The organism is Pseudoalteromonas shioyasakiensis (genome assembly GCF_022398475.1).
GTDB lineage: Bacteria > Pseudomonadota > Gammaproteobacteria > Enterobacterales > Alteromonadaceae > Pseudoalteromonas.
The window spans coordinates 1-19,997 of sequence record NZ_JAKEVM010000084.1; the positions used below are offsets into that span (position 1 = coordinate 1).

The 19,997-nt window shown below is 40.7% G+C and carries 21 protein-coding genes; 17 read left to right on the forward strand and 4 right to left on the reverse strand.

Annotation, left to right across the window (positions count from 1 at the left end; genetic code table 11):
• Nucleotides 1–44 precede the first annotated feature (44 nt).
• A complete protein-coding gene (locus L1D51_RS14080) occupies nt 45–197 on the reverse strand; it encodes an oxidoreductase-like domain-containing protein (RefSeq protein ID WP_239963937.1) in 153 nt (50 codons plus the stop codon).
• Nucleotides 198–303: 106 nt separating this feature from the next.
• On the opposite strand from L1D51_RS14080, the gene L1D51_RS14085 reads away from it, so the two are divergent.
• Nucleotides 304–714, forward strand: coding sequence for a hypothetical protein (locus tag L1D51_RS14085; RefSeq protein WP_239963938.1), 411 nt, complete (start codon nt 304–306; stop codon nt 712–714).
• 88 nt (nt 715–802) lie between these two features.
• On the forward strand, nt 803–2,164 hold the full coding sequence (locus L1D51_RS14090) for a leucyl aminopeptidase family protein (RefSeq protein WP_239963939.1): 1,362 nt from the start codon (nt 803–805) through the stop codon (nt 2,162–2,164).
• Nucleotide 2,165: 1 nt separating this feature from the next.
• On the opposite strand, the gene gloA2 is transcribed toward L1D51_RS14090, so the two are convergent.
• Nucleotides 2,166–2,552 (reverse strand): SMU1112c/YaeR family gloxylase I-like metalloprotein, encoded by a 387-nt coding sequence (gene gloA2, locus L1D51_RS14095; protein ID WP_239963940.1) that lies wholly within the window; start codon nt 2,550–2,552, stop codon nt 2,166–2,168.
• A 71-nt stretch (nt 2,553–2,623) separates the two neighbouring features.
• The gene (locus tag L1D51_RS14100) at nt 2,624–3,697 is read right to left on the reverse strand and encodes a ketoacyl-ACP synthase III (RefSeq protein WP_054563970.1); all 1,074 of its coding nucleotides are present in this window, start codon (nt 3,695–3,697) and stop codon (nt 2,624–2,626) included.
• A gap of 151 nt (nt 3,698–3,848) precedes the next feature.
• Here L1D51_RS14100 and L1D51_RS14105 point away from each other — a divergent pair, with 151 nt between their 5' ends.
• From L1D51_RS14105 to L1D51_RS14175, 15 genes are all read left to right on the forward strand, one after another.
• The gene (locus L1D51_RS14105) at nt 3,849–5,159 is read left to right on the forward strand and encodes a metal-dependent hydrolase family protein (protein ID WP_239963941.1); all 1,311 of its coding nucleotides are present in this window, start codon (nt 3,849–3,851) and stop codon (nt 5,157–5,159) included.
• Nucleotides 5,160–5,167: 8 nt separating this feature from the next.
• The gene (locus L1D51_RS14110; protein ID WP_054563972.1) at nt 5,168–5,572 is read left to right on the forward strand and encodes a nuclear transport factor 2 family protein; all 405 of its coding nucleotides are present in this window, start codon (nt 5,168–5,170) and stop codon (nt 5,570–5,572) included.
• Nucleotides 5,573–5,589: 17 nt separating this feature from the next.
• The gene (locus L1D51_RS14115) at nt 5,590–6,801 is read left to right on the forward strand and encodes a sensor histidine kinase (protein ID WP_239963942.1); all 1,212 of its coding nucleotides are present in this window, start codon (nt 5,590–5,592) and stop codon (nt 6,799–6,801) included.
• Complete coding sequence (locus L1D51_RS14120) at nt 6,798–7,331, forward strand: response regulator transcription factor (RefSeq protein WP_239963943.1); 534 nt, start codon at nt 6,798–6,800, stop codon at nt 7,329–7,331. The genes L1D51_RS14115 and L1D51_RS14120 overlap by 4 nt, the downstream gene beginning before the upstream one ends.
• A 152-nt stretch (nt 7,332–7,483) precedes the next feature.
• The gene (locus L1D51_RS14125; protein ID WP_054563975.1) at nt 7,484–7,888 is read left to right on the forward strand and encodes a DUF1761 domain-containing protein; all 405 of its coding nucleotides are present in this window, start codon (nt 7,484–7,486) and stop codon (nt 7,886–7,888) included.
• Between the two features lie 39 nt (nt 7,889–7,927).
• Entirely contained in the window at nt 7,928–8,179 is a 252-nt protein-coding gene (locus tag L1D51_RS14130) for a hypothetical protein (RefSeq protein WP_054563976.1), read from the forward strand.
• A gap of 51 nt (nt 8,180–8,230) precedes the next feature.
• The gene (locus L1D51_RS14135; RefSeq protein WP_239963944.1) at nt 8,231–8,656 is read left to right on the forward strand and encodes a hypothetical protein; all 426 of its coding nucleotides are present in this window, start codon (nt 8,231–8,233) and stop codon (nt 8,654–8,656) included.
• 1 nt (nt 8,657) lies between these two features.
• A complete protein-coding gene (locus L1D51_RS14140; RefSeq protein ID WP_239963945.1) occupies nt 8,658–9,119 on the forward strand; it encodes a hypothetical protein in 462 nt (153 codons plus the stop codon).
• Between the two features lie 158 nt (nt 9,120–9,277).
• On the forward strand, nt 9,278–9,547 hold the full coding sequence (locus tag L1D51_RS14145) for a CBU_0592 family membrane protein (RefSeq protein WP_054563978.1): 270 nt from the start codon (nt 9,278–9,280) through the stop codon (nt 9,545–9,547).
• 183 nt (nt 9,548–9,730) lie between these two features.
• Nucleotides 9,731–11,713 carry a TonB-dependent receptor plug domain-containing protein gene (locus tag L1D51_RS14150; RefSeq protein ID WP_239963946.1) on the forward strand — a complete coding sequence of 661 codons (1,983 nt, stop codon included), beginning with the start codon at nt 9,731–9,733 and terminating at the stop codon, nt 11,711–11,713.
• Between the two features lie 23 nt (nt 11,714–11,736).
• The gene (locus L1D51_RS14155; RefSeq protein WP_239963947.1) at nt 11,737–13,476 is read left to right on the forward strand and encodes a sensor histidine kinase; all 1,740 of its coding nucleotides are present in this window, start codon (nt 11,737–11,739) and stop codon (nt 13,474–13,476) included.
• The gene (locus tag L1D51_RS14160; protein WP_058584268.1) at nt 13,473–14,843 is read left to right on the forward strand and encodes a sigma-54-dependent transcriptional regulator; all 1,371 of its coding nucleotides are present in this window, start codon (nt 13,473–13,475) and stop codon (nt 14,841–14,843) included. The genes L1D51_RS14155 and L1D51_RS14160 overlap by 4 nt, the downstream gene beginning before the upstream one ends.
• A 213-nt stretch (nt 14,844–15,056) precedes the next feature.
• Nucleotides 15,057–16,016 (forward strand): porin, encoded by a 960-nt coding sequence (locus tag L1D51_RS14165; protein WP_054563982.1) that lies wholly within the window; start codon nt 15,057–15,059, stop codon nt 16,014–16,016.
• 57 nt (nt 16,017–16,073) lie between these two features.
• The gene (locus L1D51_RS14170; RefSeq protein ID WP_239963949.1) at nt 16,074–17,504 is read left to right on the forward strand and encodes a DASS family sodium-coupled anion symporter; all 1,431 of its coding nucleotides are present in this window, start codon (nt 16,074–16,076) and stop codon (nt 17,502–17,504) included.
• A gap of 134 nt (nt 17,505–17,638) precedes the next feature.
• Nucleotides 17,639–19,051: a coniferyl aldehyde dehydrogenase gene (locus L1D51_RS14175; protein WP_239963948.1), complete on the forward strand. Its 1,413-nt coding sequence runs from the start codon at nt 17,639–17,641 to the stop codon at nt 19,049–19,051.
• Nucleotides 19,052–19,069: 18 nt separating this feature from the next.
• Here L1D51_RS14175 and L1D51_RS14180 read toward each other — a convergent pair whose 3' ends face one another.
• On the reverse strand, nt 19,070–19,792 hold the full coding sequence (locus L1D51_RS14180; RefSeq protein WP_054563984.1) for a tetratricopeptide repeat protein: 723 nt from the start codon (nt 19,790–19,792) through the stop codon (nt 19,070–19,072).
• Nucleotides 19,793–19,997 lie beyond the last annotated feature (205 nt).

The following is a 19,997-nucleotide window of genomic DNA, read 5'->3' on the forward strand; positions in this document are numbered from 1 at the left end:
TTTTTTGATTGGTTTTTAAGCGAAATTGGATTTGGAACGGTCTATTAGGCTTGTTGCGGAATGTTGTTTAATTGCCATTGCTTTAATTTTTCTCGGTATTCATCCCATACACATGGGCAACAACTACCACCACCACAACATTCATCTGGGGCCGGCTTTTGGGGTTTTGGCTCACCCTGTTGTATAGGTGTGTTCATGTTTAATACTGAAAAATAATTACGAATAGAGTATTAAGAATAAAACAAAAACTAATATAAGTAAATTATGCTTTGTGAACTTAACATGCTGTGTGAAAATAGCCAAATGCGATTATACAAAGTTATTCATCGAGCCCCATTCAGAGTGGCCAAAATTACCAAAAAGCGTCAGACACTACGCTTCAAGCGCGCTATGGTAGCACTTAAAATCGCACTAGCCCAAGAAAAGCAAGAAACAAAAGAGATGCTTTATATCTATAGGCGATACACCCAAGGCCAAGCTACTAAAGAAGAATTGCATACTGCCAATGAGCAATTTTTAGATATATTAAAAGGGCTCGGTTTGGGCGTATTTGCTGTATTACCCTTTGCACCCGTGACAATTCCTTTGGTTGTAAAACTGGGTCAATGGGTTGGTGTTGATGTGCTACCTAGCTCATTCAATATCAATAAGTCGATTAAAGAGATTGATCAACAAGTAGAAAAAGAAGAAAAAGAGAAGCAAAACAAAGACTGATTAGGTTTTGCTTATCTGATTTTGCCTATACCTTTTGTATCAAGATATTGGTATGCTTAAATACCTTTTCTTTATATCGAGTCGTTTAATGAGTTCATTAATTCGCCATTCTTCTACGGGAATTCCCCTGTCATTTATTGCTAAAGCTGACCTATCAACGTGGTTAACCGAGCAGCCGCAAGCCTTACAAAATTGGCTAACAAATTGTGATTTTAAAAACAAAGGCATGGCCTTAATTGCTGATAGTGAAACCGGTTCTCTTGAGCATGTGTATTGTTTAGTTAATGATTTACAAGACTTTTGGTTAGCGGGTGACTTATCAACAAAACTGCCAGCAGGTTGTTATCAAATTCAAGGTGATGACAAGTTTGTAGAACAAGTAGCGCTGGGTTTTGTGTTAGGTGGTTACGAGTTTAGTGAATATAAAGAAAAACCATCGCCACGTGCCACACTAGCCATTAAAGATGAAAGCTTAGTTAAGCGTTTATCGCAGCATGCAAGTGCCATTAATTTAGTGCGTGATTTAGTTAATACGCCTGCTGCAGATATGATGCCGCAACACCTATCACAAGTAATGGCTGATTTAGCCGACACTTTTGATGGTGAGTTTAGCGAATGGGTTGGTGATGAATTATTAGAGCAAAACTACCCAACAATTCATATGGTTGGTCGTGCGTCTGAGAATAAGCCTCGCTTACTTGATTTACGTTGGGGCGCAAAAGATGCTCCACAAATTACATTAGTTGGTAAGGGTGTTTGTTTTGATTCTGGTGGTTTAGATTTAAAACCAAGCTCAGGCATGCGAAATATGAAAAAAGACATGGGCGGTGCCGCACATGTTATTGGCCTTGCGCAGTTAATTATGGCTGCCAACCTACCAATTCGCTTACGTGTATTGGTACCTGCAGTTGAAAATGCGGTTTCTCGAAATGCATTTAGACCGGGTGATGTGATCAAAACTCGCAAAGGGATCACAGTAGAAATTGATAACACGGACGCTGAAGGTCGTTTAGTGCTGTGTGATGCACTTGCTGAAGCACAAAACGATAACCCTGATCTTATCGTTGACTTTGCTACCCTTACTGGTGCTTGCCGTGTAGCCCTAGGTACTGAATTACCAGGCTTTTTCGCAAATAACCGTGAAGTGGCTAACAAATTGATGGATGCAGGCGAAAGCTGCCATGATCCTGTATGGCAACTTCCGTTATTTGATCAATATAAAGCATTATTAAAAAGTGACGTAGCTGATATTGCTAACTGTGCTTCCACTCCTTTTGGTGGTGCGATCACTGCAGCTCTTTACTTAAAAGAGTTTATTGAGCCAAGCACTCCTTGGGTTCACTTTGATGTCATGGCTTGGAATCTACGTGCATTACCGGGTCGCCCTACAGGTGGTGAAGCATTGGGTATTCGCGCTGTGTTTAATTACCTACAAGATCGCTTCCAATAATCTAGAGTTGGTAAAGCTCTAAAGGTAAATCATCGGGATCGGCAAAAAATGTAAATTGCTTCCCGGTGATTTCATCCACTCTTATTTCTTCAACCGAAATGCCTTGTTGTTCTAAGTACTGCTTAGATTTTGCAATATCGGCAACTTTAAACGCCAAATGGCGTAGCCCTTGTGCCTCGGGATAGCTTGGTCTTTGTGGTGATCCAGGAAACGAAAATAATTCTAATTGGCTACCATCAGGAAGTGCTAAATCTAATTTATACGAGTCACGTTCAGCACGGTATAGTTCGTGGATAATCGGCAGTTTTAATACTTCATTATAAAAATGCTTTGATTTTTCATAGTTGCTACAAATGATTGCAGCGTGATGTATGCCTAATAATTCCATTATTTAGTCCATTTTTTGCTCATAAAAAAACGCGGACTAAGCCGCGCTTTTCTACTAAAGAGTGTCGAGGATTACTCTGCCGCTTTACATGCTGCAACAGCTGGTGCAACAAGTTCAAGGCCTGTTTTATCACATTCAGGTAAAGCTGCATCAGACACTGCAATAGGTGTTACACGCTCGCCCCATTTAATGTAACTCGCCGCCCATGTTAAACCCGCACCAAAGGCTGCTGACATAATGTTTGAGTTTGGCTTGATAAGGCCTTGCTCAACAGCTTCACAAATTGCAATCGCAATTGTTGCAGCAGACGTATTACCGTAGTCGGCAATGTTTACCATTACTTTTTCGTCAGCTACTTTCAAACGTTGCTGAATAGCTTGGATAATACGTAAATTTGCTTGGTGAGGAACTAATACGTCAATGTCATCAAGCTCTAACTGTGCTTGGTTTAGCACGTCGTCACAAGCTTCACTCATTCCCTTAACTGCACGTTTAAAGATCTCGCGACCTTCGAATAATAAGTTAGACGGGCCAATTGGCTCGTACTTATTTAAATCGCTACCAAAGTTTTCGATGTGTAAGATATCGCGATCTTCACTATCACACCCGGTTTTAGTTGCAAGTAAACCAGATGGTGTATCTGAAGCTTCTAATACAACCGCACCTGCACCATCACCAAATAATACAGCACTGTCGCGACGCGCCCAGTTGATGTACCAAGTCATGCGCTCAGCAGCAATAACGACCGCTTTTTTGATCATACCTGCGCGAATTTGTGCCGTTGCTGCTTGTAATGCATATAAAAAGCCTGAACATGCAGCGTTAGTATCCATTGCTGCTGCGCCAACCGCACCAATATTTTTCTGCACTAAAGAGGCCGTATTTGCCACCATAGTTGATGGTGTACAAGTCGCAAGAAGCACAAGATCAATGTCTTTACCATCAACACCAGCACAAGCAAGCGCTTGCTTTGCGGCAACGGTAGCTAAATCGGCAGTAGAAACATGGCTGACACGGCGAGATTTGATGCCTGTACGTGTTGTGATCCATTCATCATTGGTATCAACAATATTGCTAATTTCATCATTGCTGATGCTTGCTGGTGGTATACATTTACCCCAGCCAGTAATTTGGGCATAAGACATAATGTGTTCTCTTTATGTGGTCAGACTTGTTAAATTTTTCCGAAGTTATATCAAAATTCACTTGTTAACACTAGTTCATTGCTGCGCTATGTCGTAAATAATGGCATTTACTCAGTATTTAAGTTAAACCTAGTATAAAAAAGAGGCGATTATGAAAAAAATAAACCTAAAAATAAGCACATTATCGGTACTGTCTTTATTATCTTCGTTTGCGGTTAATGCACAAACAACCATTATTTATGCTGGAAAGATGCTGGTGGGCACTGATCAAGATGTCAAAGAGCAGCAAACGCTGGTTATTGAAGACAATAAAATTGCCGCAATAAAAGCTGGTTTTCTAACAAAGCAGCAATTAAACCTCAGTGATGCAGATGTTATTGATTTAAAAAATCAGATGGTATTGCCGGGTCTGATTGATATGCACGTTCATGTTACCTTTGAACGAGATGCAAAACGTAACCCACACCAATGGGCAACTGAATACGAAGCCGATTACGCTCTTCGTTCATTAAAGTACTTACAACGTACGGTTGATGCAGGTTTTACCTCTGTGCGTGACCTAGGTAGCAGCTATCAAGTTATCTTTCCATTAAAGCGTGCGGTTGAACGTGGCGATATTGTTGGCCCGCGCATTTTTGCTGCGGGAGATATGATCACACCGACCGGAGGTCACGGTGATATGCATGGCTATCGCCGTGATATTACCAAAGCGACAGAAGGGGGTGGCTTAGGTGTGTGTGATGGCGCAGCCGATTGTACTCGTGCAGTGCGCGATGTAATTAAAAGCGGTGCCGATGTGATTAAAATAACCGCGACAGGTGGTGTTTTAAGTAATACAGCGGCAGGGGTTAATCAGCAATTTACTGATGAAGAACTCAGTGCCATTGTAAACACAGCCCATCATTTAGGCCGCAAAGTGACCGCTCATGCTCATGGAACAGAAGGTATAAAAGCAGCACTTAGAGCAGGTGTTGATTCAATCGAACATGGCTCTTTTTTAGATAAAGACACGGTTAAGCTTTTCAAAAAGCAAGACGCTTATTTAGTTCCAACCTTACTCGCTGGCGCAACAGTAAAAGAAGAAGTGCTAAATAACCCTAATATGCCAAAAGCAATTGCTGATAAGGTCGAAGTAGTAGCGCCAAAAATGGAAGCATCGTTTAAATTAGCGTTAAAAAACAAGGTTAAAATAGCCTTTGGTACAGATTCAGGCGTATCTAAGCATGGTGATAATGCTAAAGAGTTTGAGTTATTAGTTAAATACGGCATGACACCAAAGCAAGCAATTAAATCAGCCACCGTTGAAGCTGCTAAACTATTAGGTCAAAGTGATAACCTCGGTGACTTGAGTGTTGGTAAACAAGCAGATATTATCAGCGTGAATATGAATGTGCTTGATAACATTAGTGAACTTAGTCAGGTTCAGTTTGTTATGAAGGGCGGTAAAGTGCTCAAACAGTAAGGGTTACTATGGGCGGTAAAATTAAAGAGACGTTATTTAATCATTTAATTGATGCAGAGCGGCAGCTTCTTGAGCCAGAGGTACGGCAATCTGCTGAAGCGCTTGATGCATTACTTGATGATGATTTTATTGAAATAGCCGCTGATGGCACGTCATTTAATAAGTTCCAAGTTTTAACCCGCCTGCCAACTGAGGTGGTACCGCAGTTTTATAATCAACATTTTAAAGGCCGAATGCTCAGTGATGATATTGCACAGCTAAGCTATCAAGCGGCCTTTAGACGTTCAGCTCGCTCAGAGTTTAACTACTCAGTTCGTATGTCACTGTGGCGTTTTAATGGTAAACAATGGCAAATGGTGTTTCATCAAGGAACGCCTTGTGCTGTTTTTACAATTTCAATGGACGATGATTAAGCTTTAAAGAGTCCGTTATGCAAACCGATCCGGCGATCAGTCGCCTACTAATTTTAAGAAGCGCCGCAATCGCCGTGCAGTTTGTTGCTGTTATTGCGGTATATTTTCTTTTTGAATACCAAATCCCCTTACTGCCTTTACTTGCTGTAATTTGTATTGAAGCAATCTTTCAGCTGTTAAGTATATTCGCTTACCGAAATGTCACGAAAGCCAAGCCTGCAGCTGTGTTGATGCAGTTGACAGCTGACTTATTGTTTTTAACTATTTTGCTCTCCTTAAGTGGTGGAGCAACAAATGCATTTGTTTCGTTATTACTGTTACCGATAATGATAGCGGCGGTGACTGTTAATGCGAAAGGGCTTGCTTATACAGCTGTGCTGGCAATCGCCGCTTATAGTTTTTTACTGATAAAAATGCCAGAACACACCATGCACCAAATGCAGATGACTCATCATTTTATTGGTATGTGGATTAACTTTGTTATCAGCGCCATCGTTATTGCCTTTGTAATTGGCACATTAAACAGCACGTTAAGAGCCAGAGAAGCTACTATTTCCCGTACCCGCGAGCAACAATTAAGGCATGAGCAGTTATTAACGCTTGATGGGGCAGCAGCACAAGTAACGCACCAACTTGCAACGCCGATAGCAAACTTACAGCTGTTATTTGAAGAGCTTAAAGAGCAACAAGCTAATGACCCCATTGTGCAAGAAATGGCTAAGCCATTAGCCCAGTGTAAAGAACAACTTGAGCACTTTAGATCACTTTCAAATGCACTAAGAACCGGTGAAACACAACAAGTGATTAGTGCTAAAACACTACAAAACACCATTCAAGATGCGATGACACTGCATTTTCCAGAGCAAAACCTACAATGGCTAAATGAGGCCCCTGAATGTTCGATTTTAAGTGACGCCATGCTGTTACCGGCTATTTTAAATTTACTGCAAAACGCCGTAGCGGCAAACAACCATAATCAGCAACACAACATTGAGGCTAAGTGGCAAATCGATAAGCAAATACTTTCATTGTCGTTACGTGATTTCGGTCAAGGATTTAGTGAGCAACAAATGGCATCATTAGGCGGTCAGCTCATGCCAAGTAGCGATGGAATGGGAATGGCAGTTATGCTTTCTAATGTAACCTTAGAGCGTTTGAATGGCTCATTAACACTCAGTAATCACCCGCAGCAAGGCGCGATTGCGATGGTTAGTTTAAAAATTGTATGAAACTTTTAATTATTGAAGACGATGTAAACCTAGCCAGCACGCTTGCGAGGCGCTTTACAAAACAAGGCTTCACATGTTCACTTGCTCATAACGCTGAGCAAGCTTTACAAAAAACAACCACTTTTGAGGCAAGCCACTTTCTGGTGGATTTAAAACTCGGGGATGATAACGGCCTTGCGCTAATTAAACCTTTAAGAGAACAATTTCCTTCAGCTCGTATCGTATTGCTCACGGGGTTTGCCAGTATTGCCAGTGCAGTAGAAGCGATACGTTTAGGTGCTGATGACTACTTACCAAAGCCTGTCGATTTTAATTCATTATTAAAAACAATCTTGTGTGATGTTGAATCAGGCGTTTCGTTGGAGAGCACAGAGCCAAGCCAAATAATGTCGCCAGAGCGTCTTGAGTGGGAGCATATTCAACATGTATTGCATAGCAACAATGGTAATATCTCTGAAACTGCGCGCCAACTGAATATGCACAGAAGAACCCTACAGCGTAAATTGCAGAAAAAACCCGTACAACACTAAATTGATTGTTTATTAAACTGAAATAATTCTGCGGTTAATCCTAAAGTATGGTTTAGATATTAATAGGTACAAAACTCAGCCTTTTTGATTTGCTGCATCGCTGATCCTTAACTAAAGTCAAATTAAACCTGTTAGTTGTATGAGTCTGGCGTATGCATTTTTCAGAACTTAATTACTTCGCGATCTTTTTTGCTGCCCTTGCATCTTTCTTATTGGGCGCTGTGTGGTATTCACCTTGGCTTTTTAAACGTATTTGGATGGAAAGCTGTGGTTTAACTGAACTTGACCTACAGAGTATTAACCCAGTTATGGTGTTTGGCGGCAGCTTTGTTTTATGTTGTTTAATTGCATTTAGTTTATCGTTATTTATTGGCGCAAATGTCAATGTGGGAGTAGCTGTTGGCACAGGGTTTATTATTGGCTTGTGCTGGGTTAGCTGTGCCTTAGGTATTGGCTATATTTTTGAACAACGCCCATTAAAATTGTTCTTAGTTAATGCAAGTTATTCAATATTACAGTTTTCTGTTATCGGCTTAGTTTTGGGGCTCTGGCCTTAACATGTTAAGGTAAGGTTTTATTTTAGCAATGTAGTTGTAATGGCAAAACCAAACAAAAAAGGCCCGACCAAAACAGTCGATATTTTTTGCTCACAATGTAAAACCCAGTTATTTAAATACCGCAAAGGCGGAAAAGGGGCGTTGGTTAAGTGTTTTGTTGAACGTATTAGCCAAGACTTTACCAATGAAACAGGTATCTGCCCTGACTGCCAACGTCAATTCGCCCGTGAAACCATGATCCGCGGCGCACCTGCTCTAAAAATTATCGGTGGTAAGGTAACGCATAAGTAGATTAGTATTTGCCACATTTTTGATGTTTAATTTAAAGGAAATTATTCACGGGTGAAGAAGGTATTTTTATTTTTTGCACTTATTTTTATTAGTGCCTGTAGTGATCAAATAGAAAATAAAGAAGACTGCATATCGCGGATTGAGTTTATTTGGCTAGCTGAAAGTAACAGAGATAAAAACCGAGTCATAGTAATTTTCATGAATGCATTCGTTACAGAATATACTGAAATTTACGGTCATTCTACTCCTCCTCCTAGTTCTGCAGTGCAGGGAGAAAATTCAGAATTTATTTATTTACAATATACAGATTTCTGTGAGGATAAGTACCGAATTACAAAGCACTTAACAGATAAGATCGCTGCTACCTATCCGAACCTACCGGAATTACTTGTCAGCAATCAAAAATTTAAGCCGAGTATTAATACTATTGCTGTGGATGGGCCTTACTGGAAACATAATCAAGAAGGAAAAGATTAACTTGGTTAAACATGGATTTGCTGCTTTGCTTATGGTTTTTGGCGTTTTGCCCATTTTGACTTCATGTGGAGAGACAGCTTCAAAAATAAACATAAATGAATATGTGTTCGTAAGAGCTATAAACCCAAGCGATAACCTATACAAATATGGCGCATTTAGACTTAAGCCTATAGAAAATGAAGCTAATGTCGTCCAATTGGATTGGATTACTGTCGAGTCCCCAAACAGCAAACTGAAAATAGAAAGTGACACTACTCATTTAGGTAAATCATCCTTTTATGTGGCTGATGGTCTAAAGTTTGATGTTTTTTACCTTTCTTTATCTATTGCTGATCAAGCCTCTTGGTGGGTAAATGAAGTGCCTGCGGAGTTTAAAACCATGTATACCACTGAATTTTGTCAATCATCTTTGACAAAGCTAGAGCAGCTTAACCATGAAGATCTGAGTATTTGCTTTGAGTAAATATTAACTGTAATTAAAATACGGACATTTATCCTCGTTTATCCCTCATGCTCTGATACTATTGACCGGTTTGCTGTTTCAATGAATGAAAACAACCCTCCCCATGGATTGGGCCAGTTGTATGGGTATAAACACATGAACAAAATGGACTCACGCACGTGATAGCACTTTTATTTGATATTATTGGCATGACAGGCACATTCTTAGTGGTTGGTGCTTTCTTTTTATTACAACTGAATAAAGCATCGCCAACCGGCCTTGTGTATAACATGATGAACTTAACAGGCGCGATTCTGTTACTAATTAGCCTTTGTTATAACTTTAACCTTGCTAGTTTTGTTATCGAAATTTTCTGGATAGCGGCGTCACTTATTGGTTTATATAAGTACATCAAGGCAAAGCGTACTGCTAATGTTGAAACAGCTTAATTAAGCTTAGCTCAATAAAATTAAAACCCATTTTTAGCTAAAAGTGGGTTTTTTTGTATCCACTTTCGAGAACTCTTCAACTAAAACTATAAAAACATTGCAAGCTTGCCAATCTTTTGTATTAATAGTGTAAACAAGGTGTTGCTTTTGCAGCATAGGCTATTAGTACAGGTATCTCGCAGCGTGAAGCTTTTAAGATGTTCAGCACTTTTTTCAATTGCAGTTGCCTCAACCATTCCATTGGTTGCAAACGCGACTGACGAGCAAGACTTATTCTCTTTAAGTTTTGAAGACTTGCTTAATGTGCAAGTCGATATTGCTAGTAAAACCAGCGAAACCTTGTCATCTGTTCCTTCAACCATGAGTGTATTTAGCCGTAAACAAATTCAAGCGCTTGGTGTTGATAACGCCTATGAGGTAATGAACTTTGTGCCAGGTATGCAATCAACCCGTGGAGATTGGGTTGGTGCTGTGCCTAAAGATCATGCTCGAGGTGTATACCTTGATAGCGGCAATGTACTGGTGATGATCAATGGTGAGCGTGTCAATGAATCATCATTTGGTAAAGCTTCTGTTTACATGCCTTATATACCTATTGAAGTTATTGAAAAAATAGAGTTTATTCGCGGTCCAGGCTCGGCGCTATATGGCAGTAATGCGTTTTTAGGGGTGATGAATATTGTTACCTCTAAAGAGCGAAATACTCTGCAACTTGTGGTTGGCAACAATGGTCGCTACGGGGCAACAGGGCAGTTCAATGCCTCTTTAAGTGATGATACATCACTCTTTACGAGTTTTTCGTATGATCAAAAAGACGGCGAAAGCTACCCGCAAGGAGTAAAAGATCCTCTTGAGGCGCTTTACCTAGAAGCAGGTGTTGATTACAAAAAGCTGCAATTACGTGCTCGTTACAACGAAACATCCCTTGATGAATTTTTAAACCTTGCTGGCTATTCAACACAAAATCAACACACCAGTGATAACACTTTTGTTGGCATTAAATATAACTGGATTAATAACGACAAGTTAAAGCTGGATTCTAGTTACTCGTACACTAAACATAATATCTCTAGTGCTGGTTTAATCGCTGCTTTTGACGATATACCTGACTTTTTACTTGGCCCAGCTTGGCAAACAACTGATAGCAAATTTGAGACTGAACTGAGTTATCAATTTGAAAATCAATGGCAGCTTGCGGCGGGTATAGAATACGCAGAGGCTAAACAAGTCGAAGCTGGAGTACGTACTAATTACTATGATGTTGAGTCGATGTTAGTCATTATTGACCCCGCTTATTATCAGCAAGGTATTGTGACGGTGATGGACTTTCCTGAATTTGCATCACTTAAATATACCTTCGAAACATATAGCGCCTACGGGCAGTTAAAAATACCTTATTCAGATTCACTTACTTTATTTGTAGGGGCACGCTATGACGATGTGAAAGACATCGACAGTAAACTTTCGCCTCGCCTTGCGGGCGTTTATGTAATAAACCCAGAGCATACCGTAAAAGTGCAATATGGCGAATCGTTCAGAACACCCGTTACTAATGAGCTTTTTTCAAATGATGATGTCACCGTAGGTAACCCGTCACTTCGCTCTGAATCGGTAAAAACCACTGAGCTTGTTTGGCATTATCAAACCTCAGAGTTACAAGCAAATGCGGTGCTTTTTTATAATGAACTCAATGATTTTATAAACATTGAGCCAACGCAATCTAATGAAGCCTTGTTTACTTTTGCAAACTCATTTAACACTCAAAACAGTGGTATCGAGCTTGATGGTACTTGGCAATCAAGTAAAGAGTTTTCTGTAACGGGCACTTACACGCAATACTTTGAAGACCCAATTAATGCGAGCTTTAAGCGTTTTGCAAGCTTAGTGAGTAGTTATAACTTATCTGACAGCTGGCAAGTGAGTTTAAACTTATTGTGGCGTGATAAAGTTGAGGTAAGTTCGGTTACCGGTGCTCACTTCAAACAGTCTGCCTATAGCTTATTAGGTGGCAGCTTAAAGTGGCAGTTAAACGCTAACAGCCAACTTATGCTGAAAGCAGAAAACCTGTTGGGCAAAAAATATAACGTGTTTGATCCACGAATGGACAATGGCGCTGTCGCTGGTACAACAGAAGATTTATCGTTACACTACCAGTTCAATTTCTAGTTGCGCTGCTCGCAAAGGTTTGAATGTCGTCATTAAGTAAAAAGTTAGTTATTGCAGGTGCAATGCTTTTATTGTTGCTTGTGTTAGTTTTTTACGTTGGACGCGCTCACGACTATCAACAAGCAGAGCAACAAAGCCGTGTTCAAGCTACTCAGTTAAGTCATTACTTTTCAAGCGAATTAGCCCGATTTAAAACAATTCCGACCTTAGTCAGTGCCAATGATTTAGTTAAATCTTTTGTGGTTAAGCAAGGTATAGGCGAGCAGGCTGTTAATTATTATTTAGAAGATATCCAACGTGCTAGTGGTGCATCTGACGTCTATTTAATGGATTTAACAGGCTCGGTGGTGGCAAGTAGTAACTGGCAAGTTGATTACACCTTTTTGGGTAGTAACTTTGCTTTTCGACCTTATTTTTATTTAGCCAAGCAGGGTGAAAAAGTAGCTTATTTTGCTTTAGGTATGCGCTCAAGTGAGCGGGGCATTTACTTTTCAGAGCCGGTTATTGATAAAGGTAACGTTATTGCCGTTGTCTCTTTAAAAGTGAATGCTAAAAAGTTTGAACAAGACCGCCAGCTACTTAATGCATCAGACAGCACCCACTTTTATATTGCACTAGAAGATAGCGTTATTGTGATGTCAGACGTTGAGGACTGGCGATTAAAGTCACTTGAATCGCTTAACGACGAACAAATGACTGCTTTGGTTAAGTCGCGCCGCTACTTGTCTCATAAACCGAGTTTACTTAATCACAATCATAAGCCTTTAAGTGAACAAACCGCACAGCAAAATATTCAGCTTAATGGCAAGCAAGCGCGCTTTATTAGTGCCACAGAAACAATAGACATTATAAACGCCAAAGCCAGTGTGCTGGTGGATGTAACTAATGTGGAGCTTGCGCAAATACCTCGACTGCTTTGGTTTAGTGTGTTTTATGCTATTGCTGTTGTGCTTATTCATATGGCGATGGTGCGCTTTGCGGGTTACAAAAAGCTCTTGTTTTCAAGACATAGCCTTGAGCAAGAAGTAATTGAACGAACCCAAGCGCTCGAAAAAGCGCAAAAAGCACTGATCCAAACAGCCAAGCTTGCAACGATAGGTCAATTAAGTGCGGGCATTAACCATGAAATCAATCAGCCCTTAAGTGCCATGAACACTTATTTAGTAAGTGCAAAGAGGCTGCTTATTAAAGGCAATATTGAGCAAGCCAGCGAAAATTTAGTGCTGGTGCAATCTCTAATAGAGCGTGTTCACAAAATTGTCGCTCAGCTTAAGCATTTTAGTAAACCCGCACAAACCCAACTTAGGCAGCAAAGCTTAGCGAGCATGTTAAAAAATGCGTTAATGATCGCAAGCGCCCAGTTAAAGCAAGACGATATCGAGGTTAAAGCTGCTGATATTGATGCAAATATAACAGTGTGGGTCGATAGCGTTAAGTTTGAACAAGTCTTGGTTAACGTGATCACCAATGCTAGCCAAGCAATGAGTGAGTCTGAAAAGCGTGAATTAAGTTTTGATCTCGAACTATTCGACGACCGAGTGAAGCTATCAATTCTTGATACAGGACCAGGTATTGATCAACATGCATTGGGTAACATCTTTGAGCCATTTTACAGTACTAAAACCAGCAACGGTTTAGGTTTAGGTTTATCTATTTCACGGCAAATTATCGACTCATTTAACGGTCGATTATCTGCGCATAACCGCCCTGAAGGCGGCGCACAATTTATAATAACCTTACAAACAAATAAGGAACCATCATGAGTGTAGTTGCAGCGACCTGTAATCAGGTAATCGTTATTGATGACGAAGCGGTGATACGCGATTCATTAAAGCAACTCCTTGAGATTGAAGGTTATCAAGTTCAGTGTTTTAGTGAACCAACTGCGGCACTTTCAAAATTGAGTCGTCGTTTTGAAGGGATTGTTTTAAGTGACATAAACATGCCAAAAATGGACGGTTTGGCATTTTTAGAACAAGTTAAGGCCTTTGATAGTGAGCTACCGGTTATTTTTCTTACCGGCTTTGCCGATGTATCTGTTGCCGTTAAAGCCATGCAACTTGGCGCTTATGATTTATTCGAAAAGCCACTCACAGAGCAATTGTTAGACTGTATCGCGCGCGCTTCAGAAAAACGTGCTTTAGTGATGGAAAACCGCGCCTTAAAAATCGCAGTAGAAAAAACCTCTGCGCCCGGTGTGCGAATTTTAGGTGAAACTGAGCAAATGCAACAAATGATGCATTTACTCAATGCGGTTATCGACACTCCCGCTGATGTTTTAATAGAAGGTGAAACTGGCACAGGTAAAGAATTAGTTGCCCGTTACTTGCACGATCAAAGTAACAGATCAGCGGCTAATTTTGTTGCCATAAACTGCGGCGCAATCCCTGAACAGCTTATCGAAAGCGAACTTTTTGGTGCAGCCAGTGGCGCATATACAGGTGCTACGCAATCTCGCCAAGGTAAGTTTGAATTTGCTAAAGGCGGTACTGTCTTTTTAGATGAAATAGAGTCAACGCCTGCAAGTTTACAAGTAAAGTTATTAAGGGTGCTTGAAGAGCGTAAAGTAACGCCTGTAGGTGATAACCACGCCATTGATTTAGACGTGCGTATAGTTGCTGCCACCAAAGTAGACTTAATGACACTAGTCGAAGCTGGGGAGTTTAGAGCCGATTTATATTACCGATTAAACTTAGTTAAAGTGAGTATTCCGGCATTACGAGACAGAAAGGCCGATATTCCACTGTTGTTTAAACATTTTAGCTCGATAGCGGCAACACGTTTTCATAAACCACCTGCACCACTAAGTAGTGAAGCAAAACAACGACTTCTTGCCTACGATTGGCCGGGTAATGTACGAGAGCTTAGAAATCAGGCTGAACGTGCGGTATTGCTAGGCTCTGATCTGGCCTTTGCCTCGTACAGTGATGCAAATAGTGACAACGAGCTTGCTCAAGACTTAAGCCTTGCCGAGAAAATTAGTTTTTATGAGCAATCACTTATCGAAGAAGCGCTCGAGCGTAATAACGGCAGCATAAAAGAGACTATGGCTACATTACAAATTGCTCGTAAAACCCTTTATGACAAGATGACCAAGTACGGTATTAATCGCGAAATGTTCAAAGACTAAGCAACCCTCTCACATTAAACTCTTCACAATGGGTGGAACTGGTGACAGCATATTTTTAAAAATGTGTGGATATCCACCCATAAAAAACAGCTCCTTTTACGTCAATAAAGTTAATTTACTGTTATTTAACAGCTTTTTTAAAATTAACTAAGTTGGCAACCAACTTGCCTTAATAGTTAGGAACAACAATTTGAACCTAATAAGGGGCGCATAATGACAACAATATTCACTCATACAAAAACACGCGTAGCAGCGGCTGTGATTTTAGCTAGCACAGCAGGCTCAGCAATGGCAGCAGACTACGCGGTATACGGTAAAGCAGAAGTTCAAATAGCAAACACAGATACAGGCGTTATGCGCTATGCAGATGAAGGTACGCAAATCGAAGCACCTTTTTCTCGTATTGGTATTAAAGGTAGCCACAAACTAACTGAGTCGCTAAAAGCAGTATTCAAATACGAAGTTCAAGTAAAAGGCTTTGAGCATGACGATACCAGTGAGCCATTTTCAGCTCGTAATACCTACTTAGGCCTTGCAGGCGATTTTGGTGAAGTGGTTGTCGGCCGTAACGACACCCGTTTTAAATACTCAGAAGGTAAAGTAGACGGTTTTAACGAAACCCAAGCAGATATTGCTCAGTTGATCCCTGGTCAAGACCGTATCGGCGATACCATTACCTACAGCTCAAAAACATACGGTGGCGCATCACTAGCGCTAACTTATGCACCAAAAGATGACAGTAGCAACGATGAAGATGGTTTTGCGGCAACGGTTATTTATGGTGACCGTGCATTAAAATCTAAAGACTATTATGTTGCTATTAGCCATGTTGATGCACTTAATAAGTTAACAGCAAGCCGCGTTGTTGCAGCATGGAAACTTGATAACCTACAGTTAGCGGGTTTATTCCAGCGCAGTGAATCAACCGACGGTACGAAAGAAGGCAATGGCTATGCACTTAGCGCAAGCTATGCAATCGATAAATGGGTACCTAAGCTGCAATATGTTAAAGACGACTCAAAAATTCGCCATGCTGAAGAAGGTAAACAATGGACAGCAGGTGTTGACTATGTTTTTGATAAACAAACCACAGCATACTTATTCTATACTGATTTAGATTTAGAACTTGAATCAGACAATAGCGTTGCAATTGGCCTTAAATACAAGTTCTAAGGAGTCGGTATGTCATTAGTAAATCAAACAAAAGATGGCTCACAGCCACGCCCATTAATGAGCACAGTAATGTTACTGCTAGGCCCATTAGTGATGTTATTAACTTGCTTAATCGATCCACCAGCGGGTATGAGTGTATCAGCATTACGTACCGCAGGCCTTGCATTTTGGATGGCTACTTGGTGGGTCAGTGAAGTTGTGCCAATTCCTGCTACTTCATTATTGCCACTGGTTATATCACCTCTTGCTGGCATTGCAGCAATCAAAGGGGTCGCATCACCTTATGCACACCCTTTGATCTTTTTATTCTTAGGCGGCTTTTTGATCTCAATCGCGATGGAGCGTTGGGGTTTACATAAGCGTATTGCGCTTAATACCATGCTTCGTGCTGGTACTAAGCCAAGCCTACAAATTTTAGCCATGATGCTAGTAACGGCATTTTTATCAATGTGGATGTCAAATACAGCAACTGCTGTGATGATGTTACCGATTGCTATGTCGATTACTATGTTGGTTAAACAGTCTAACCCTGAAAATGATCAATTTGGTAAAGCGTTGTTATTATCAATCGCTTATGGTGCTAGTATCGGTGGTATTGCTACTTTAATTGGTACCCCACCTAATGCACTTATGGCTGCGTATTTATCAGACAGCTACAAAATTGATATTGGCTTTGCACAGTGGATGAAAGTAGGTGTACCACTTGCAATTGTTATGCTGGCTTTATGTTGGGTTTGGTTAACTAAGTTTGCTTATAAAGTAGATACCGATTGTGCCAAAGCAGCAAGTAAAGACACTAAATCGTTATTCTTGTCGCAGTTACAAGAGCTTGGTGCAATGCAACGCGCTGAAAAAGGCGTAGCAGCCGTGTTTGTTTTAGCGGCAGTATGCTGGATCTTCAGACCTGTACTTGCCGACTTATCGGGCTTAAAAATCTCTGATACGGGTATTGCTATTGCTGCAGCATTATTATTGTTCGTGTTACCGGCAAACAAAGGTGATGGTGAGCGTATTCTTGATTGGGAAAGTGCCGCTAAAGTACCGTGGGGCGTGTTACTACTATTCGGTGGTGGTTTAACACTGGCTGCGCAAATTAAATCATCTGGTCTTGCTGAATACATTGCTCACATGATTGAAGGGGCGAGTGCAATTCCATTGGTGTTAAGTGTTCTAGCAGTGGCAACCTTAATTACTTTCTTAACTGAGATCACTAGTAATACAGCTACAGCGGCAGGTTTCTTACCACTATTAGGCCCAGTTGCTGAGTCAGTATTTGGTACACCGCTGGTATGGGTCATTCCTGCGGCTATTGCGTGTAGCTGTGCGTTCATGATGCCAGTTGCGACACCGCCTAATGCAATAGTGTTCGGCTCTGGGCAAATTCAAATGCGCGATATGATCCGCTCTGGATTTGCACTGAACATAATTGCTATTGCGATGATCACGGTAGTTACTATGACTATTGCCGCAGTGGTATTTGGTTTTTAGTTAAGCCTTTAAGTTTTCAACCTATTCCAACCAATAACAGCGCTCACTATGAGCGCTGTTTTTACATTTATTAAGTTGCTCAGATAAATATAGCTAGTTATAGTGGCTAAAATCGTTTATCAAGAGATGATGTTTTGACTGATATACACGCACAATTACAGAGCGAGTTTATAAAACTCAATGACGCCTTTTTGGCAGAGCCTTATTTAGCGATTGATAAGCGTATTAAGCTGTTAAAAACGATTAAATCCCGCCTAATTGAAAATGAGCAAGCCCTAGTTGCAGCAACAAGTAAAGACTTTGGTTACCGTACTGAGTTCGATACAGTACTGGGGGATTTACTGCCAACGGTAAAATCATTAACTGACATTATTAAGCGCTTACCAAAATGGTCGCGCAACGAATCACGCAGTGTGGGTATCAGTTTATGGCCTTCATCGGCACATATTCATTATCAGCCTAAAGGAGTCGTGGGCGTTATTGCGCCGTGGAATTACCCAATTCAATTAGCATTAGTACCGGCTATTAGCGCATTAGCGGCGGGTAACCGCGTGATGTTAAAACTAAGCGAATTTACTCCACATACCAATGCTGTTATAAAGCAAATAATAGACGGTGACGTTGCTGAGCACTGCATTATTGTTGAAGGCGAAGCCGACACTGCCGCCTCTTTTTGTGATTTACCTTTTGCTCATTTACTGTTTACGGGCTCAACATCAGTAGGGCGTAAAGTGATGCAAGCGGCCAGTAAAAACCTCACTCCAGTGACCCTTGAGTTAGGCGGTAAATCACCGGTTGTGATTCTTGATGATGTGAATATTAAAGAGGCTGCAAAAACCCTGTTATTCGGCAAGTTAAACAACGCAGGGCAAATATGTGTCGCGCCTGATTATGTGTTTGTGCCCAAAAAGCTTGAGCATCAGTTAGTTTTACAGCTATGCGAGCTGTATAAAAAGCACTTTAAACAAGGTGTTGAAGGTAAGAACCTCACCTCGATTGTCTCTGATAGGCAATATCAACGTTTAATTGCGACATTAAATGATGCAAAAGACAAAGGTGCTCAAGTATTTGAGCCAATAGAAGGGCATCAAGTCGATGAACTTAAACATCGCATGGGTTTGCATATTTTAACGCAACTAAATGACGATATGCGGGTAATGCAAGAAGAGATCTTTGGCCCTTTACTGCCAATTATGAGTTATGAATCACTGCAACAGGTGATTGACACTATCAACGCCGATTCATCACCGCTTGCCTTGTATATTTTGGGTCATGACAAAGACAAAATCAGTAAATTAAGTTCATCAATCAGAAGTGGTACATTGGCAATTAACGATGTACTGATGCAGGTAACAGCAGATCAACTACCATTTGGTGGTATTGGTGAGTCAGGGATGGGGCACTATCATGGTATTGAGGGCTTTAAAACCTTTAGCCATGCACGAAATACCCTAGTATCAGGTAAGTTTAATCCACGTACCAGCTTGTTGCTAAAGCAAAATAAGTTGCTGATCAAACTATTAAAATGGATGTACTTGCGCCGTTAAGCGCAAGTACACTGCTTGTTATAGACGCCCATCAGGTGCGTATAAACCAGCCTGAATTTTTGCATAAATCGCGTCTGCTTTTTCTTTTGCAGCTTCAATTTCTGCAGGCATCATATTGCGCTCATCAAGCTTACGGCTATGGCTTGCATCCATGTTGCCGTTGTATTCAGCAATGGTATTCCAAATGTATGATTTCTCGAGATTCTTAGGAACACCTAAACCCTCGTAATACATCAAGGCCATATTGAACTGAGCAAGAGTAAAGTTATTTGCTGCCGCTTTTTGGTACCAGCTAAGCGCTGTTCGGTAATCTTGAATTACCCCTTCACCATTAGCGTACATAACCCCTAAATTAAACTGAGCTGCTGGGTGATTTTTTTGTGATGCCATTTCATATAATGAAATGGCTTTTTCTTTATCAAGTTTTACACCTTTACCTTCTTGATAAAGTACACCTAATGCAAACATTGAATCAGCATGTACTTTTTTTACTGCCTTCTCGTACAACTCTGCTGCTTTACGGTAGTCGCGTTGCACACCAAAGCCACCTTCGTACATTTTAGCAAGCTCATACATTGCAGGGGCATAACCTCTGTCTGCAAGGTAATTAAATTCATGAAGCGCTTCTTCAAAACGACCTTCATTTGCCGCTAATTGGGCATCTTCAAGACTGGCATTTGCTAAAGGTGACAAGATTAACGTGCTAGCGAGCAATAGTGATTTAAAATTAGGCTTGATCATAGTCTGCCTCCAAATGTGTGTTAGGTATCAATAACAAAGCATTGAGCTATTGATAAAATGCATTGCCAAACAGCCACTGAGCAAAACATCACTTTTAGTTTAGACCCAACAGCTGCAAATGCCCAATTTATAGACAGCGGCAAGCTTTGCAATTAACAAGTAGGCTTAAGATACAGATTTTACAGAAAAATTAAAGAAATAAAAA

Excerpts from the sequence above, each read along its gene's own strand:
- L1D51_RS14170 (WP_239963949.1), top strand. The coding sequence starts at position 16,074 with ATGAGCACAGTAATGTTACTGCTAGGCCCATTAGTGATGTTATTAACT.
- L1D51_RS14130 (WP_054563976.1), top strand. The coding sequence starts at position 7,928 with ATGGCAAAACCAAACAAAAAAGGCCCGACCAAAACAGTCGATATTTTT.
- L1D51_RS14100 (WP_054563970.1), bottom strand. The coding sequence starts at position 3,697 with ATGTCTTATGCCCAAATTACTGGCTGGGGTAAATGTATACCACCAGCA.
- L1D51_RS14120 (WP_239963943.1), top strand. The coding sequence starts at position 6,798 with ATGAAACTTTTAATTATTGAAGACGATGTAAACCTAGCCAGCACGCTT.
- L1D51_RS14155 (WP_239963947.1), top strand. The coding sequence starts at position 11,737 with ATGTCGTCATTAAGTAAAAAGTTAGTTATTGCAGGTGCAATGCTTTTA.
- L1D51_RS14080 (WP_239963937.1), bottom strand. The coding sequence starts at position 197 with ATGAACACACCTATACAACAGGGTGAGCCAAAACCCCAAAAGCCGGCC.
- L1D51_RS14105 (WP_239963941.1), top strand. The coding sequence starts at position 3,849 with ATGAAAAAAATAAACCTAAAAATAAGCACATTATCGGTACTGTCTTTA.
- L1D51_RS14090 (WP_239963939.1), top strand. The coding sequence starts at position 803 with ATGAGTTCATTAATTCGCCATTCTTCTACGGGAATTCCCCTGTCATTT.
- L1D51_RS14085 (WP_239963938.1), top strand. The coding sequence starts at position 304 with ATGCGATTATACAAAGTTATTCATCGAGCCCCATTCAGAGTGGCCAAA.
- L1D51_RS14165 (WP_054563982.1), top strand. The coding sequence starts at position 15,057 with ATGACAACAATATTCACTCATACAAAAACACGCGTAGCAGCGGCTGTG.
- L1D51_RS14125 (WP_054563975.1), top strand. The coding sequence starts at position 7,484 with ATGCATTTTTCAGAACTTAATTACTTCGCGATCTTTTTTGCTGCCCTT.
- L1D51_RS14110 (WP_054563972.1), top strand. The coding sequence starts at position 5,168 with ATGGGCGGTAAAATTAAAGAGACGTTATTTAATCATTTAATTGATGCA.
- gloA2 (WP_239963940.1), bottom strand. The coding sequence starts at position 2,552 with ATGGAATTATTAGGCATACATCACGCTGCAATCATTTGTAGCAACTAT.
- L1D51_RS14115 (WP_239963942.1), top strand. The coding sequence starts at position 5,590 with ATGCAAACCGATCCGGCGATCAGTCGCCTACTAATTTTAAGAAGCGCC.
- L1D51_RS14180 (WP_054563984.1), bottom strand. The coding sequence starts at position 19,792 with ATGATCAAGCCTAATTTTAAATCACTATTGCTCGCTAGCACGTTAATC.
- L1D51_RS14160 (WP_058584268.1), top strand. The coding sequence starts at position 13,473 with ATGAGTGTAGTTGCAGCGACCTGTAATCAGGTAATCGTTATTGATGAC.